The organism is Vibrio jasicida CAIM 1864 = LMG 25398 (assembly GCF_000400365.1).
Taxonomy (GTDB): domain Bacteria; phylum Pseudomonadota; class Gammaproteobacteria; order Enterobacterales; family Vibrionaceae; genus Vibrio; species Vibrio jasicida.
Genome location: NZ_BAOG01000025.1, coordinates 192,545 through 207,876, shown reverse-complemented (window position 1 = coordinate 207,876; position 15,332 = coordinate 192,545). Strand labels below are relative to the sequence as shown.

Annotated in this window: 15 protein-coding genes; 9 read left to right on the top strand and 6 right to left on the bottom strand. The window is 46.0% G+C overall.

The window, feature by feature from the left end:
• Positions 1–23: 23 nt before the first annotated feature.
• Both VJL_RS08080 and VJL_RS08075 read left to right on the top strand, forming a co-directional pair.
• Positions 24–803: a class I SAM-dependent methyltransferase gene (locus VJL_RS08080; protein WP_038877041.1), complete on the top strand. Its 780-nt coding sequence runs from the start codon at positions 24–26 to the stop codon at positions 801–803.
• A 205-nt stretch (positions 804–1,008) separates the two neighbouring features.
• Positions 1,009–1,602 (top strand): hypothetical protein, encoded by a 594-nt coding sequence (locus tag VJL_RS08075; RefSeq protein ID WP_038877039.1) that lies wholly within the window; start codon positions 1,009–1,011, stop codon positions 1,600–1,602.
• 76 nt (positions 1,603–1,678) lie between these two features.
• Here the strand turns inward: VJL_RS08075 and VJL_RS08070 are convergent, their stop codons facing one another.
• Positions 1,679–2,557 (bottom strand): carboxylate/amino acid/amine transporter, encoded by an 879-nt coding sequence (locus VJL_RS08070; RefSeq protein ID WP_038877037.1) that lies wholly within the window; start codon positions 2,555–2,557, stop codon positions 1,679–1,681.
• 73 nt (positions 2,558–2,630) lie between these two features.
• Complete coding sequence (gene uspA, locus VJL_RS08065) at positions 2,631–3,056, bottom strand: universal stress protein UspA (RefSeq protein ID WP_038869971.1); 426 nt, start codon at positions 3,054–3,056, stop codon at positions 2,631–2,633.
• Between the two features lie 219 nt (positions 3,057–3,275).
• Here uspA and ftnA point away from each other — a divergent pair, with 219 nt between their 5' ends.
• From ftnA to VJL_RS08050, 3 genes are all read left to right on the top strand, one after another.
• Positions 3,276–3,803 carry a non-heme ferritin gene (gene ftnA / locus VJL_RS08060; RefSeq protein WP_038869973.1) on the top strand — a complete coding sequence of 176 codons (528 nt, stop codon included), beginning with the start codon at positions 3,276–3,278 and terminating at the stop codon, positions 3,801–3,803.
• A 90-nt stretch (positions 3,804–3,893) separates the two neighbouring features.
• Positions 3,894–4,217 carry a universal stress protein UspB gene (uspB, locus tag VJL_RS08055; RefSeq protein ID WP_038869975.1) on the top strand — a complete coding sequence of 108 codons (324 nt, stop codon included), beginning with the start codon at positions 3,894–3,896 and terminating at the stop codon, positions 4,215–4,217.
• Between the two features lie 416 nt (positions 4,218–4,633).
• Entirely contained in the window at positions 4,634–5,827 is a 1,194-nt protein-coding gene (locus VJL_RS08050) for a BaiN/RdsA family NAD(P)/FAD-dependent oxidoreductase (protein WP_038877035.1), read from the top strand.
• A gap of 51 nt (positions 5,828–5,878) precedes the next feature.
• Here the strand turns inward: VJL_RS08050 and VJL_RS08045 are convergent, their stop codons facing one another.
• The 4 genes from VJL_RS08045 to VJL_RS08030 form a co-directional block, all read right to left on the bottom strand.
• The gene (locus tag VJL_RS08045; RefSeq protein ID WP_038877032.1) at positions 5,879–6,319 is read right to left on the bottom strand and encodes a hypothetical protein; all 441 of its coding nucleotides are present in this window, start codon (positions 6,317–6,319) and stop codon (positions 5,879–5,881) included.
• A gap of 2 nt (positions 6,320–6,321) precedes the next feature.
• A complete protein-coding gene (locus VJL_RS08040) occupies positions 6,322–6,765 on the bottom strand; it encodes a hypothetical protein (protein ID WP_038877030.1) in 444 nt (147 codons plus the stop codon).
• A gap of 138 nt (positions 6,766–6,903) precedes the next feature.
• Positions 6,904–9,351: a sensor domain-containing protein gene (locus VJL_RS08035; protein ID WP_038877028.1), complete on the bottom strand. Its 2,448-nt coding sequence runs from the start codon at positions 9,349–9,351 to the stop codon at positions 6,904–6,906.
• A gap of 195 nt (positions 9,352–9,546) precedes the next feature.
• Positions 9,547–10,455, bottom strand: coding sequence for a DMT family transporter (locus VJL_RS08030; RefSeq protein ID WP_038877026.1), 909 nt, complete (start codon positions 10,453–10,455; stop codon positions 9,547–9,549).
• 169 nt (positions 10,456–10,624) lie between these two features.
• Between VJL_RS08030 and rmuC the strand changes: the two genes are divergently transcribed.
• The 4 genes from rmuC (at position 10,625) to ubiB (ending at position 15,293) form a co-directional block, all read left to right on the top strand.
• Positions 10,625–12,157 (top strand): DNA recombination protein RmuC, encoded by a 1,533-nt coding sequence (gene rmuC / locus VJL_RS08025; RefSeq protein WP_038877024.1) that lies wholly within the window; start codon positions 10,625–10,627, stop codon positions 12,155–12,157.
• 78 nt (positions 12,158–12,235) lie between these two features.
• Positions 12,236–13,015 carry a bifunctional demethylmenaquinone methyltransferase/2-methoxy-6-polyprenyl-1,4-benzoquinol methylase UbiE gene (ubiE, locus tag VJL_RS08020; RefSeq protein ID WP_038869997.1) on the top strand — a complete coding sequence of 260 codons (780 nt, stop codon included), beginning with the start codon at positions 12,236–12,238 and terminating at the stop codon, positions 13,013–13,015.
• A gap of 11 nt (positions 13,016–13,026) precedes the next feature.
• Entirely contained in the window at positions 13,027–13,662 is a 636-nt protein-coding gene (locus VJL_RS08015; protein ID WP_038877021.1) for a ubiquinone biosynthesis accessory factor UbiJ, read from the top strand.
• On the top strand, positions 13,659–15,293 hold the full coding sequence (ubiB, locus tag VJL_RS08010) for a ubiquinone biosynthesis regulatory protein kinase UbiB (protein ID WP_038877019.1): 1,635 nt from the start codon (positions 13,659–13,661) through the stop codon (positions 15,291–15,293). Before VJL_RS08015 ends, ubiB begins: the two co-directional genes overlap by 4 nt.
• The last annotated feature ends 39 nt before the right edge of the window (positions 15,294–15,332 follow it).

The following is a 15,332-nucleotide window of genomic DNA, read 5'->3' as shown; positions in this document are numbered from 1 at the left end:
CCGATTTTTACTGGAGCCTCCTTTTGCAACTGCAATTGATTTGTGAAGACCCATCTCAACAGTCTCACCTTGATGAACTCGCTGCGCGTTGGCAGCTTTCTCACACAGACGACAGTGACTTTGCTTTAGTTCTAACGACAGATCGTTTAGAGCTACGTAAAGTGGACGAGCCAAAGCTGGGTGCGATCTTTGTTGATTTGATTGGCGGTGCAGTGGGGCATCGTCGTAAGTTCGGTGGCGGTAAAGGGCAAGCGATCGCAAAAGCGGCGGGTCTAAATAAAGGAGCAACACCAACCATTCTAGATGGCACGGCCGGTTTGGGTCGTGATGCATTCGTTTTGGCGTCATTAGGTTGCAAAGTCCAAATGGTGGAACGTCACCCTGTGGTAGCAGCGTTGCTGGATGATGGCTTGGCTCGCGCGAAGCACGATCCAGAAATTGGTGCTTGGGTGTCAGAGCGTATGTCGCTGATCCACGCTTCTAGTCATGACGCCCTCGACCAATTAGCGCAAGATAAAGACTTCGTGCAGCCAGATGTAGTCTACCTTGATCCAATGTACCCTCATCCTGAGAACAAAAAGAAATCGGCACTCGTGAAGAAAGAGATGCGTGTGTTTCAATCGTTGGTGGGTGCCGACCTTGATGCAGATGGCTTGCTGGCACCAGCAATGGCATTGGCGAGTAAACGTGTGGTGGTGAAGCGCCCTGATTACGCCAACTGGCTAGCTGAACAAAAACCAAGCATGGCGATTGAGACCAAAAAGAATCGTTTCGATGTCTATGTGAAGGCGTCTATGGCGTAATTCGACTAAACGACTGACAATAAAAAACTTCTTCTCACAGCGCCCGATTTGGCGCTGTATTTGTATCTGGCATTTGCTCAGCTTATTGATACTTTTCTCTTGCTAATTCGGCACTCTGACTGTATATCTAACTAAGAATTATTATTATTACACTTTGTTTGATGCAGTCGCTGATAGTCAGAAATTAGATAGCTGGAGTAGTAGCATGGCGAAACGTTTATGTAAGATGAGCCGAAAGCAAATCGCTGAGAGTTTGGGTGATATTCACCGCTTGGTGGTTGCGCCTAAATTCGTTTGTCGTTCTTGTGCCCGCTCTTCTGCATCAAAAGATTCTTTGTGTAAGCCTGCTGCTATTCCTCCTCAGAGTTGCCAAGATAAACCAATTGCCGAACAACAAGCTTGTGGGTTATTGGCAGAAGCGTTGCCAAGTCATTCTCTTGCTCAAGAGGCACCTATTATGATGACGGCTGAGCAAAATATTGAAAAAGCGGCGATCGTTAAGCGCGTAGTGGAACGAGTTAAAGAGAAAAAATTGGCAGCGAAAGTAGCAGCCGCAACTACCCAGCTAGAGACGCCAGCTATGTTTGATTTGTCAGATAAAAAAGCGCTGAAAAAGGCGAAGAAAGCGGTTAAGAAACACTATAAGCAGCAAAAGAAGTTGCTTAAGTTAGCCAAAAAGCAGCAAAAATTGCTCAAACGTCAGCGCAAGCTTGAAGCGCGTAATGCCAAGCTAGAAGTATTGTTACCAACGCCATCCACTGCGTTGGTGAGTGCAAGCTCGCAAGCCAAAATGCATTAATCGAATCGACAAATAAAAAACGCTCTCCAGTTGGAGAGCGTTTTTTATTGTTGGAATGTTTGTTGGGATCGATGTGTTACTTATTGGCGTAACTCATCTCTACGCGCTTCTTCACCCAAGTCTCGTTAATCCACAGCGACAGCATGATGATTGCGCCGCCAATGGCGAGTCGCATTACATCAACATCACGGTTCCAAATGACAATGTTCACTATCAAACCTGCTGGAACTAACGCATTGTTCATTACCGCAAGTGCACCTGCGTTGACCATGGTTGCCCCTTTGTTCCACGCAAAGTAACCAAAGCCTGATGCAATCAAACCAAGGTAAGTCAAAATGCTCCATTGCGTTGCTGTTGTCGGCATCTTGTCTAAGTTACCCATCAAAGCAAAGGCGACGGTCGCTACGCACAATGCCCCTAAATAGAAGTAACCAAATACTGTGTGCTGTGGCAATTCCACAGGTTCGGTTTCCATAATGTATTTATAACCTACCTGGCCAATAGCAAAGCACAAATTGGCGCCCTGTACGACCAAGAAGCCGATCAAGAAGTTCTCATTGATGCCTGCAAATTTAATCCACGCAGCGCCCAGTACTGCAATTGCTGCTGTGACCAAATACCAAGGCGAGAAACGGCCTTTCAAAAAGTCATAAATCAAGGTGACGTAAATAGGGGTAAATACGGTGAACAACAGCACTTCTGGTACAGAAAGGAGTAAGAAAGATTGGTAGTAGAAGCAATACATTAACCCGAGTTGGAAGCCACCAACGATCATCAATTTCGCGATCAGAGATTTGCTTACGCCACGGAATTTTAAGAAAGGTATGAACACGACGCTCGCCAGTGCGACACGCATGAAGACAGAAAACCAAGAATCGACCTGACCGGCAAGGTAAACGCCGATCAGGCTAAATGAGAATGCCCAAAGTAGGGTAACTGCGGATAGATAAGCCATAATAGATGAGAATCTTTATCAACAACAAAGGTGCCCGCAGTCTAACCAAGTTTTATCGTTGCGCCAATCCAAATTAGTCTTTTAGCGGTACGACCAGCATATCGACAGGCGAGCAGTTAATAAGTTGACGCGTCGAGGACAGAATCTTGCTCCAGAAATCTTGGTGGTGCCCACAAACGACCAAATCGATGTTGTAGTCTTGAATGGTATCGCACAGCTCATTATTCAGATCCCCACTACCCACTAAAGTATGCGTAATTGGATATTCTGCGAACTCTTCAAAATTGGCCAGCTGTGTACGGGATGCTTCCATCGCTTGATGTTGTGCCTCGGCCATATTGATATCGATAAGACCCGTGTAAAGCTCGGCGTAATTCACATCGATATGAATGAAAGAGACTTTCGCATCAAGAGGCTTAGCCAGTGATACGGCTTTCTTAATCAATACTTTACTGTCGTCTGAAAGGTCGACTGCCACAAGTATGTGTTTATAACTCATATTGATATCTCCTTGATAAGGTCATAGTGTCAGATTAGCACTAAGTGTCAGATAATTTTGCTGAAGTGATCTCATATCAATATCGTGGGTACAAACTCTTGCCTCAGTAATCATGTTATAGTGGGTTATACCCAAGTGACTTTAGACCAATCATCCTCGCTGAGCCTGCTCAGCTCGAGGTTACTTGGGTATATTGCATGCACATTAATAGGAGTTAACATGCTGTCTCAAACTATGGTTGAACAATTGAATGAGCAAATTAACCTAGAATTTTTCTCATCCAATCTATACTTACAAATGAGTGCTTGGTGTGAAGACAAAGGTTTTGAAGGTGCGGCTGAATTTTTACGTGCACACGCCGTAGAAGAAATGGAGCACATGCAACGTCTTTTCACTTATGTAAGCGAAACCGGCTCAATGCCAATCCTAGGTGCAATTGAAGCTCCTAAGCATGATTTCGCAAGCCTAGGCGATGTTTTCCGTGAAACCTACGAACATGAGCAAATGATCACGGAAAGAATCAACAAATTGGCGCATGTTGCATTTACAAGCCAAGACTACTCAACGTTTAACTTCCTGCAGTGGTACGTGGCTGAACAGCACGAAGAAGAGAAGTTGTTTAAAGGGATTTTAGATAAGATCGAATTGGTAGGTGAAGACGGCAAAGCATTGTTCTTCATTGACAAAGATCTGGCACAAATGGCAAAAGAAGGTTCATCTTCAATTATGGATGCTCCAGCTGCATAACGCGTTCTCAACGCGCTAAGTAGCGGGTAAAGGACGAAGCATTGATCGTCTTTTTCTCTTGAGCATCATTGAAGATGTAGGGAGGAAAAGATGATCAGTGGAGACACAATCTTATTTGCGCTAATGGTGGTGACGGGAGTTAATATGGTCCGTTATCTCACCGCTCTTCGTTCTCTTATTTACATCATGCGTGAAGCGCATCCTTTGCTTTATCAGCAGGTGGATGGCAATGGATTTTTCACCACCCATGGCAATGTCACTAAACAAGTGAGGTTGTTCCATTACATCAAAAGTAAAGAGTACGACCATCATCATGACGAAGTCTTTACTGGCAAGTGTGAAAGGGTTCGCGGATTATTCATTTTATCGACCGCTTTACTCGGTGTGACCCTACTGGGGGCCTTTATTCTCTAGGTCATCAAGCAGTGCTTGGAATTTAAGCGCTTTTCCCATTCGACATTTGTCGTTAGAATAGCGCCCGCAGAAAGCAAGGATGTGCAATGAGCACATCCTTTTTTATTTGTGGACTTATATACCCAAGTGACTTCAAGATGCAGAGTTCAGAGCATTGTCATTGATTTGACTTCAAGGAAAACAACGCAGCGTAATAGCCAGCTCTTTCCAAGTTGTTTGACGTAGAAATCGGGTCAATGACACGCTCCCGAAGGGCGAGTTGCCTTGGTTTGTATACTTTGTTGTCGATTTTTGATTTAGACCCACTAAACCTTTAAATCGCCGCCGCGTCTACAAACCAAGTCATCCTCGCTGAACCAAGCATCTCGAGGTTACTTGGGTATAAACCAATTTAAATAAGTAATTGAGCGTTACCAATGAGTAAGAAATTTGATGTTGTTGTAATTGGCGCAGGTGCGGCAGGTTTGATGTGTGCGGCAGAAGCCGGCAAACGTGGACGCAATGTGCTCGTGCTGGATCATGCAAAAAAGCCAGGACGTAAAATCCTTATCTCAGGTGGTGGTCGTTGTAACTTCACTAACTACGACGTCTCAGCGAGCAACTACTTATGTCAAAACCCACATTTCGTGAAATCGGCGCTATCGCAGTACACCAACTGGGACTTTATCTCGATGGTCAGCAAGCATGGCATCGAGTTTGAAGAGCGCGATCACGGACAGCTGTTCTGTGTTGATGCATTTACCGCAAAAGACATCGTTAAGATGCTACTGGCAGAATGCGACATGCCAAATATTCAGCAGCGTTACCAATGTGATGTACATTCAATTGAGAAAACCGATGCAGGCTTTCGTCTACATGCCGGTACTGAAAACATCGAATGTGAATCTTTGGTGGTGGCTACCGGCGGTCTGTCGATGCCCAAGCTTGGCGCGACGCCATTTGGCTACAAGATTGCTGAGCAGTTTGAGCTTCCGGTGATTACGACTACGGCAGGTCTGGTGCCATTTACGCTGCACAAAGAAGACAAAGAAGATTTTGCTGAACTATCGGGCATTGCGATTCCAGCAGAAATCACGGCGCAAGACGGTGCTATGTTCAAAGAAGCGTTGCTGTTTACTCACCGTGGCTTGTCGGGCCCTTCGGTACTACAAATCTCTTCGTTCTGGAGAGCGGGTCAAAAGGTGACGATTAACCTCGTTCCAAACGACGACATCGCTGAACTACTAGAACGCAGTCGCGAGAAGCATCCGAACCAATCCCTAAAGAACACGCTAGCAAAAGTGCTACCAAAGCGTTTGGTTGAAGTGTTGATTGAACGTAAAGAATTAGCAGACAAACCACTTAAGCAGTTCAACCAGAAAGAGATGACGACCATCGTTGAGCGTTTAGAGAGCTGGGCAGTAGCACCAAACGGTACAGAAGGTTACCGCACTGCAGAAGTGACCCTAGGCGGCGTAGATACTGATCACCTGTCTTCAAAAACCATGGAATGTAAGAACATCAAAGGCTTGTACTTCATCGGTGAAGTGATGGACGTAACCGGCTGGTTAGGTGGCTATAACTTCCAATGGTGTTGGTCGAGCGGCTTTGTCGCTGGGCAGTGGGTTTAAGCAAAATTTTCTGCAGGCTGAGCGTCGTCTCAGCTCAGCCTATCCTTCACTTCAAAACACCATATAGTCTCGTGGGCATGTCGCTTTGGTTGGGAACTCTTTTTCTGAGTTATGCAGCTGCACATCGATGTGCGATATCAATGCTTGGCTATTTTCTATCTCATATTCAATATTGAACGTGATGTGCTCATCGTTTGAGTTTTTGCCATTCACGCTAAGGCAGCCATAGTCGTTGAAATGCACCTCATAGACACTGCTTGTAGACCTCATCAAGTGTTTGAACAGTAACTGTTCTTTTGTTGTTGGAGAGCTTACCTCAATATCTGTGAGTGCCTCCTCCGAGAAATACTGCCAATAAGTCTCTGAGATATTTTCCTCTGATGCGTTTGCCAAATAGTTAGCATAGGTTGCGAGTAATGAGGGCGGGGTTGGTTTGCTAATTGCAGTGAAACTCCATAGCAACGTAGCAGCGAGCAAAAAGAAATTCTTCATTTCTACATTCCCATTGCTGTAGCTAGTTGGCGCTCTATCTGAGCTGGTCTGTTCTTGTAAGCCCTTGCCGCTCTGCAAAGTAATCCAGAGCAAGACAGGATAAGCTCTTCTGCATTAAAAATACCTTTAACGGAGACGCTGAAGAACCCCCATGTCATCGTCCCTGAGTATTCAACGTTTCCATCTTCGGCAATTTTAAAACTTACCCCAATCCTTTTTACTTCGACGCCAAGCTCTTCCAGAACACCTTTGCCTTTGAAGGTAACAATTCCTGCTTTACCAGAAAGGACGCAATCACCGTTTTGATTGACAGTTAGTTTTGCATTTCCGGCTTTCAACATGATAGATGTCGTTATTCCTTTTTTGGACGAGTAAGCCACTTCAATGAGCTTGGCTATGGTGATTTTGAACTCAGTTTGAGAGACAGAGCTTTTTTTGACAGTCATAATTCTTCCCCTACTTAATTTGAAGTGAGGGTGCTCTCATATGCATTCGTGTGTCTAATAAGTTGGTAGAAGTTTTGAGTTACCCCCCATGAAATAAGATTCCGTTTCATTGGAGGGTATATTTTTTGCGAACGATCTCTAACGAAACAACTTCTCTGCGCGAACTGGGGCGCTAAAACGGAAGCCTTGCCCGTAGATACAGCCGTGCTCATATAGGTATTGTGCTTGTTCGTCGGTTTCGATGCCTTCCGCGACTACCTTAAGTGATAGGGTTTGGCCCATGGCGATGATGGCATTCACAATCGCGTTGCTGTCGGTGTTGCTTGGTAGATCGCTAACAAAAGAACGGTCGATTTTCAGCTTATTGATTGGTAAGCCTTTCAAGTACGACAATGACGAATAACCAGTACCAAAGTCATCCAAAGAAATCTCAATACCTAACTCGCGTAGTAAGTTAAGTGATGCGATCGCTTGTTGTGGATCTATTAATAAGAAGCTTTCGGTGATTTCTAACTCTAAACGATGAGCTGGGAATTTTGTCTCTTTAAGAATGACGCCCAGCTTAGTAATAAAATCGGATTGCTGAAGTTGGAGTGCCGATACGTTAACCGCGAGCTTACCAAAATCAATGCCGCTATCTAGCCAAGCTCGCCCTTGTAAACATGCTTGTTCAAGTACCCATTTCCCAATGCTTTGAATAAGGCCTGTTTTTTCTGCAATTGGAATGAAGTCTGCCGGAGAAATAACCCCAAGCTCTGGGTGCTGCCAGCGCAGTAATGCTTCGACGCCAACCAACTCGTTCTCACTAAGGTTGTACTGCGGTTGGTATGCCAAATGCAGTTGGTTTTTCTCGATGGCTTCATGCAAGGCCGATTGCATTCTGACATGAGTGACCGACTTATCTGTTAAGTCTGGAGAGTAAAATGCGTAGCCATTTCGACCGTTTTTCTTCGCCAAGTACATAGCGGTGTCTGCATTCTTCAACAAGGTTTCGCTGTCTTGGCCATCTTGCGGGTAACGTGCTACGCCAACGCTGGTGGAGATGCGTAACGCTTCGTTTTTACTGACTTCAAAAGGTCGATTGAATAAGCTAAGAATGTCTTCAATGGTGTCGATAAGTTGTGATTCAGAGTCGATATTCGGCAATATGATGACAAACTCATCACCGCCTATTCGTGCAATGTGCGCGCGTAAATGTAGGACTTCTTGAAAGCGTTCTGCGAGTTTCGTTAGTAATTGATCACCACAGAAGTGCCCCATGCTGTCGTTGATGTGTTTGAAATGGTCAATGTCGAGGAATAACGTTGCAAAGGCGTGGTCGTGCTTTTGTCCACTTTCAATGTGTTGCTCGAGAAGGCTAATCAGATGTGTTCGGTTGGGAAGGTTTGTTAGTGGGTCATAAAATGCCATGCGTTGCAGCTTTTCTTCGTGCGCTTTACGTACTGAGATGTCTTCGAACACGCAGATGTAGTTTATCAGATGATTTTTATCGTCCATCACCGCACTGATAGTGGCTAATTGCGGGTAAATGCTGCCATCTTTTTTGCGGTTGATGAATTCGCCTTTCCATTGGCCTTTGGTTTCCAACTGGTGCCAAAGTGTCTTGTAAAAGGCTCCATCATGATGCCCTGACCGCAGAATATTAGGGTTCTTACCAATCACTTCTTCGGCTGCATAGCCTGTAATATGAGTAAAGGCACTGTTTACATCGAGGATGTTCGCTTTGCGATCAGTAATCACCATTCCTTCATGGGAGTTGTCGAAGATTTTCGATGCGAGTGAGAGCTGAGTTTCGACCATTTTTCGGCGTGTGACGTTTCTTGTCATCCCCAAAATACCAATTAATTCACCACTGTGATCTCGGATCGGCGATTTGATGGTTTCAAGCCAGGTGGGGTTGTTGTTGTCATCTATCAGGGTGCATTCTTCAACGGTGTTTTGGCTGCCAGTCGCGATCACTAATTGGTCGGTGTCGATGAACTTCTTAGCTCGTTTGCTGCTGAACAATTCAAAGTCATTCTTACCAACAATGTCGCTGCCGGTCATTTGCCATGAGTTTTCCACGCTGCGATTGGTCATGGCATAGCGACCGTCGGTACTCTTTATCCACGTATGATCTTCTAAACAATCGATGAACTCTTGCAGGGTCGGCAGCGATTCTGGCAATTGAACTTGATGGCGCTGTTGTTCTTTAAGGTAGGTTTGGCTTATGTCAAAGCTAATTCGTCCAGCGATGGCGCTTAACCAAGCCGCCACCGTTTGCTTCTGTTGGTTTGGATGAACCAAAGCCAGAGCTGCAAACAATTTTCCGTTGGGCAACCAAACAGGGCAGTAGCTTAATGTTTGTGACTCAAAGGAAACTTGTTCAGCATCGAAGTGAGCAGGTTGGAATCGGTCGGTCGCGATATCTAAAATCGCTACAATTTCGCGGTGGTGCTGCGGTGATGTGGCGACTTCACTCAGTCGCCATTGATGAGTGTAGCTAAATTTATAGAGCTGACCGTGCGCCTTAGTGGCATCACAGCACTGTTGCAGAGCGAGTTTCCAGTCTGTCATCAATGCAGGAGAGATAGCGAAGCGAAACATAGTTAATAAAGCATCCTGAGCGCCCTTGGATTTGTGTTGTTAACATCTGATTAGACGTTCATATCGGGCTTTGGCTATATCGTATCCAAAGCCCGAACAAATCCAAGCAAGGAACACTTCATTAATCGAGTAAACTGTTAGCTAGCTCTCTTTTTTATAAATCGCGTCTCATTTTTGCAATGGTTTCGGACGTCATCATTGAACGGTGTTCGCCTGTTTTTGCTTTTTGCCGAACTTCACTTGTTGAATCACCAAGCCACTGATGATCAGCACTAAGCCAATCAAAGTGGATGGGTGAATCTCTTCACCAATGATGGTCGCAAGCAGCATGAGCGAGATGAATGGTGAAGCAAAAATCAGGTTGCTGATGCGTGCGGTGTTCTCGGTGAGCTTGAGTGCCGTTAGCCACAATACAAAGGTGATGCCCATTTCAAACAAGCCGACATAAGTCACTGCTGCCCAGCCTTTGGCTGTGATTTGGCCCCAATTCGCGCCTTCATAAATACTTAAACCAATCGCAAATGGAATCGCAACCAAGAAGCCAAGTAAGACACCTACCACAGGGTCGGCTTTGTTTTTGGTATTAAGAATCCAGTAGCTTGCCCAAAGCAGGGTCGAAAGTAATGCCAAGCCAACACCAAGCGGACTTTCGAATTCCATTCCTAACACGTTACCTTTAGTGGCAATCACGATGACGCCCAAATAACTAAAACCACAAGCAATCCAGTCTTTATTGCGGATCTTCTGACCCAAGAAAACCGCCGCCATCAAGGTGAGCGTGATCGCCCAACTGTAGTTGATCGCCTGCGCTTGAGAGGCTGGCAGTAAGTCGTATGCTTTAAACAAGATAAGGTAATACGCCAGTGGGTTAATCAATCCGAGCAGTAAGTAGTACCAAGGATTGGCAAGAAACGTTGAGCTGAGCTGATTCAACTTGCCCTGCACGCCACATACCGTGATAAGTGCGATAGCCGAAACAATACTCGCTATGGTAAGCATCTGAATCGGTGAGAATTCCGCCAAAGTCAATTTAAATGCGGTCGCTACTGTTGACCAAAGTAATACCGCTGATAGCCCAAATCCTAGGGCGCGACGCTCGTTCATGATGCCTCTGTGTGATGATGTACCGCTCATCGCTATTGGTTTGAGCAGGTGTGAGTATGTTGTACGGAGCGCCTAGTGTATGCGAGGATTTTTCATCCAACAAACTGGACATTTATCCAGTATGTAAATACCATTATTAAAGATACAAAACACAGGCTAACTCGCTATTATGCAATGGATTCTTGAGCATCAATCTCTCATTCTGTCTTCTCTTTTTACCGCGACCATCAGCGGTGTTGCAGTGGGTTGGTGGGTTAAACAACGCTTTGCCACGCAAACTCAATTGCTCGAACAACAGCTCTCCTCTGAAAAACAGCTTCATCAACAACAACTTGAACAGGTGAAGCAAAGCCTCGCCGATGCGCAGCAAGAACTAGATGAACTTGATGACGAGCGCGACAAAGCAGCATTCGAAGTGCGCCAAACTCACGGTAAATTGATGGCCGCGATGGAAAAGCTGCGCTATTTCGAAGCAGTGAAGCAAGAGCGTCAGCAGTATTTTGATGAACTAGGGCAGATGCGAGAGCATAAATCGCGTCTTGAAACCCAACTTGGTGAGCAGCAAGCGCGACACGAACAAATCAGCCAAACCAATGCTGAAAAACTGCAAATTCTTGAGCAAGCAGAAGTGCGTTTGAAGCAGCAATTTGAACACCTAGCGAATCAGTTGTTTGAAGAGAAAACCGCCAAAGTCGACATGCAAAACCGTCAGAGTTTGGAAGGTTTGCTGTCTCCACTCAAAGAGCAACTGGAAGGGTTCAAGAAACAAGTCAACGACAGCTTTAGCCAAGAAGCCAAAGAGCGTCACACCTTGGTGCATGAGTTGAAGAACCTGCAACGTTTGAATGAGCATATGACCCGAGAAGCGGTCAATCTGACTCAAGCTCTGAAAGGTGACAACAAGCAGCAAGGCAACTGGGGTGAAGTGGTTCTGGCTCGTGTGTTGGCAGAATCTGGTTTGCGTGAAGGGCACGAGTACCAAACTCAGGTGAGCTTGCAAAACGAAGCAGGCAAACGCTATCAGCCGGATGTGATAGTTCACTTACCGCAAAACAAACAAGTGGTGGTCGATTCGAAAATGGCGCTGGTGGCGTACGAGCGCTACTTCAACGCAGAGAACGACATTCAACGAGAGCAAGCGCTGAGCGATCACCTAGCCGCGCTGCGCGCGCACATCAAAGGCTTGAGCCTTAAAGATTACCATCAGCTAAAAGGCATTCAAAGCCTAGACTACGTACTGATGTTTATTCCGGTGGAACCTGCATTTCAAGTGGCGATACAAGCTGACCCGAGCTTGGTCAAAGACGCGATGGAGCAAAACATTATTTTGGTCAGCCCGACCACTTTGCTGGTGGCGCTACGTACGATAGATAACTTGTGGCGTAACGAACGCCAAAATGAAAACGCTCAGTTGATCGCTGAACGAGCGGCAAAATTGTACGACAAACTGCGTTTGTTTGTTGATGATATGGAAGGGCTGGGCGGTGCACTAGACAAAGCCAACCAAACGTACCAAGGCGCAATGAATAAGCTAGCAACAGGGCGAGGCAACGTGATCCGTCAAGCGGAAAGCTTTAAGCAACTAGGAGTGGAAGTAAAACGTCCAATCTCGCCAGATCTTGCTCAGTTGGCGCAGACAGAGTCATTTTCGGAAAATGCTTCTTTAGTAGAAAGACATCCGGCTGAGGATAAAGTAAACTAATCGCCCGCAGTACAGTGGGCGACCCTATTTGTTATCAACCGCCCCGAAGTGAAAAAGTGCTGCCCAAGAGGAATCAGAATGACGGACACAAGTGTGCAATCAAATACAGCGTTAGATAACGACACTACCCACTTTGGTTTTACCACAGTGGCAAAAGACGAAAAAGTGACCAAAGTTGCCGAAGTTTTCCACTCAGTGGCAGCAAAATACGACATCATGAATGACTTGATGTCAGGTGGTGTTCACCGCCTTTGGAAGCGTTTTACTATTGATTGCAGTGGCGCTCGTCCGGGACAACGCGTTCTCGATCTAGGTGGTGGTACAGGCGATTTAACAGCGAAATTCTCACGCATTGTTGGCGACCAAGGTCACGTGATCCTTGCGGACATCAACAACTCAATGCTGAATGTCGGTCGTGACAAACTGCGTGATAACGGCATTGTGGGTAACGTGCATTACGTTCAAGCGAACGCAGAAGAACTGCCGTTCCCAGATGACTACTTTGACGTGATCACTATCAGTTTCTGTCTACGTAACGTCACTGATAAAGACAAAGCGCTGCGCTCTATGTTCCGCGTATTGAAGCCAGGTGGTCGTTTGTTGGTACTTGAGTTCTCAAAACCAATCCTAGACCCACTATCAAAAGTGTACGACGCGTACTCGTTCCACCTATTGCCAAAAATGGGTGAGCTAGTGGCAAATGACGCAGACAGCTACCGTTACCTAGCAGAATCTATCCGTATGCACCCAGACCAAGAAACACTGGAAGGCATGATGAAAGAAGCGGGCTTCGAAAACACCAAATACTACAACCTAACGGGTGGTATTGTGGCGCTGCACCGCGGCTACAAGTTCTAAGGATAAGCGGTATGCCATTTGAACCTCTTATCACTGCCGTTATTGAAACGACACTAAATACGCTGATTAAAGATGACCCTGGATTGGGTCGTCGTTTGTCACGTCTTAAAGGTCAGGTGATTCAAATTCACCTCAAAGAAATCAATAAGACGCTGACGTTCATCTTCAGCCAGCAAATCGATGTTTTGGGCAATTACGAAGGTCAGCCAGATTGTTATCTGTCGCTGAATCTAAGCGTACTTCCTGAGCTGCGCGATCAAGCCAACATCACTCGCCTTATCAAGCAAGACAAACTTGAGCTTGAAGGTGACATCCAACTTGCACAGAAATTCTCTCAATTGATGGTCGATTGCAAGCCAGATATTGAAGAGTGGCTGTCTCGAGTGACGGGGGATGTCGTGGCACATACCTTTGTGCAAGGCACCAAAAACATCGGTGGTTTCTTTGCTTCTCAAGCGGAAAAACACCAACGCCACCTTGCTCAAGTGGTAACAGAAGAATGGAAATTGGCGCCAGCACCGCTGGAAATCGCCCACTTCTGTGACCAAGTAGATGACGTTCGCAGTCAAGCTTCTCGTGTCGAAGCGCGCCTAAACGTACTACTAAATAAGTTCGACTCGGATAAGCCTGCGCTGGAGAACTCATGACGCCAGCAGAAATAAAGCGCTTATATCAAATCATTAAAGTTCAGCTAGAATACGGCTTGGATGAGTTGTTGCCAGATCATCAACTGACCAAAGCGCCGCTTTTGATGCGCAAAAGCTTATTCTGGATTAAGAACAAGCACCCAGAGAAACCGTTAGGTGAGCGTCTTCGTCTCGCTCTGCAAGAACTAGGTCCGGTTTGGATTAAGTTTGGTCAGATGATGTCGACCCGCCGTGACCTTTTCCCTCCACATATCGCTGATCCTCTTGCGCTTTTGCAAGACCAAGTTGCGCCATTTGATGGGCAGTTAGCGAAAGAACAAATGGAACTCGCTCTGGGCGGTCCATTAGAAAACTGGTTTACTGAATTTGATATCAAACCGTTAGCGTCTGCGTCGATTGCTCAGGTGCATACCGCGCGATTAAAAGACACTAACCAAGAAGTGGTATTAAAGGTCATCCGTCCAGATATTCGTCCGGTCATTGATTCAGATCTAAAACTGATGCACCGAATGGCGCGTATAGTCGCCGGAGCGATGCCTGAAGCACGTCGTTTGAAACCAGTTGAAGTGGTTCGCGAGTACGAAAAAACCTTACTTGATGAACTCGATTTGCGTCGTGAAGCGGCGAACGCGATTCAACTGCGTCGCAACTTCGAAGGCAGTGAAGAGCTTTACGTACCAGAAGTTTTTCCTGACTTTAGTAATGAAACTGTCATGGTTTCTGAGCGAATATATGGCATCCAAGTCTCTGATATTGAAGGCTTGGAAGCGAATGGCACCAATATGAAATTGCTCGCGGAACGCGGTGTGAGAGTATTCTTCACTCAGGTGTTCCGAGACAGCTTTTTCCATGCCGACATGCACCCGGGCAACGTCTTCGTTAAACCGGAGCATCCAGATAATCCGATGTGGATTGGGCTGGATTGCGGGATCGTTGGTACACTTAACACTGAAGACAAACGCTATCTGGCGGAAAACTTCCTCGCTTTCTTCAATCGTGATTACCGCCGCGTAGCGGAATTGCACGTTGATTCGGGGTGGGTACCTGCCGATACCAATGTCGATGAATTTGAATTTGCGATTCGCATCGTGTGTGAACCAATCTTTGCTAAACCACTGTGTGAAATCTCTTTCGGTCACGTATTGTTGAATTTGTTCAACACTGCGCGTCGATTCAATATGGAAGTGCAACCGCAGCTTGTATTGCTACAAAAAACGCTGTTGTACGTCGAAGGACTGGGCCGCCAGTTGTACCCACAACTTGATTTGTGGGAGACCGCGAAGCCTTTCCTTGAAGAATGGATGATGAACCAAGTCGGTCCGCAAGCTTTAGTGAATGCCATTAAAGACCGCGCGCCGTTTTGGGCAGAGAAGTTACCGGAACTGCCGGAGCTGCTTTACGATAGCCTTAAACAAGGTAAAGCCATGAATCAACGCATGGATCAGCTTTATCAAGGTTACCGTCACAGCAAGCGTCAGCAGGCGACAGGAAAGTTTTTATTTGGTGTTGGAGCCACTTTAGTCGTATGCTCGGCAATATTGGTGGATAACGCTTATGAGCAGCTATCGATGGCCAGCGGTATCGCAGGTGTCACATTTTGGCTGCTTAGTTGGCGAGCTTATCGTCGATAGACGTTAAACTCTTGAAATAATTTTGTTTAAAGACCCGAG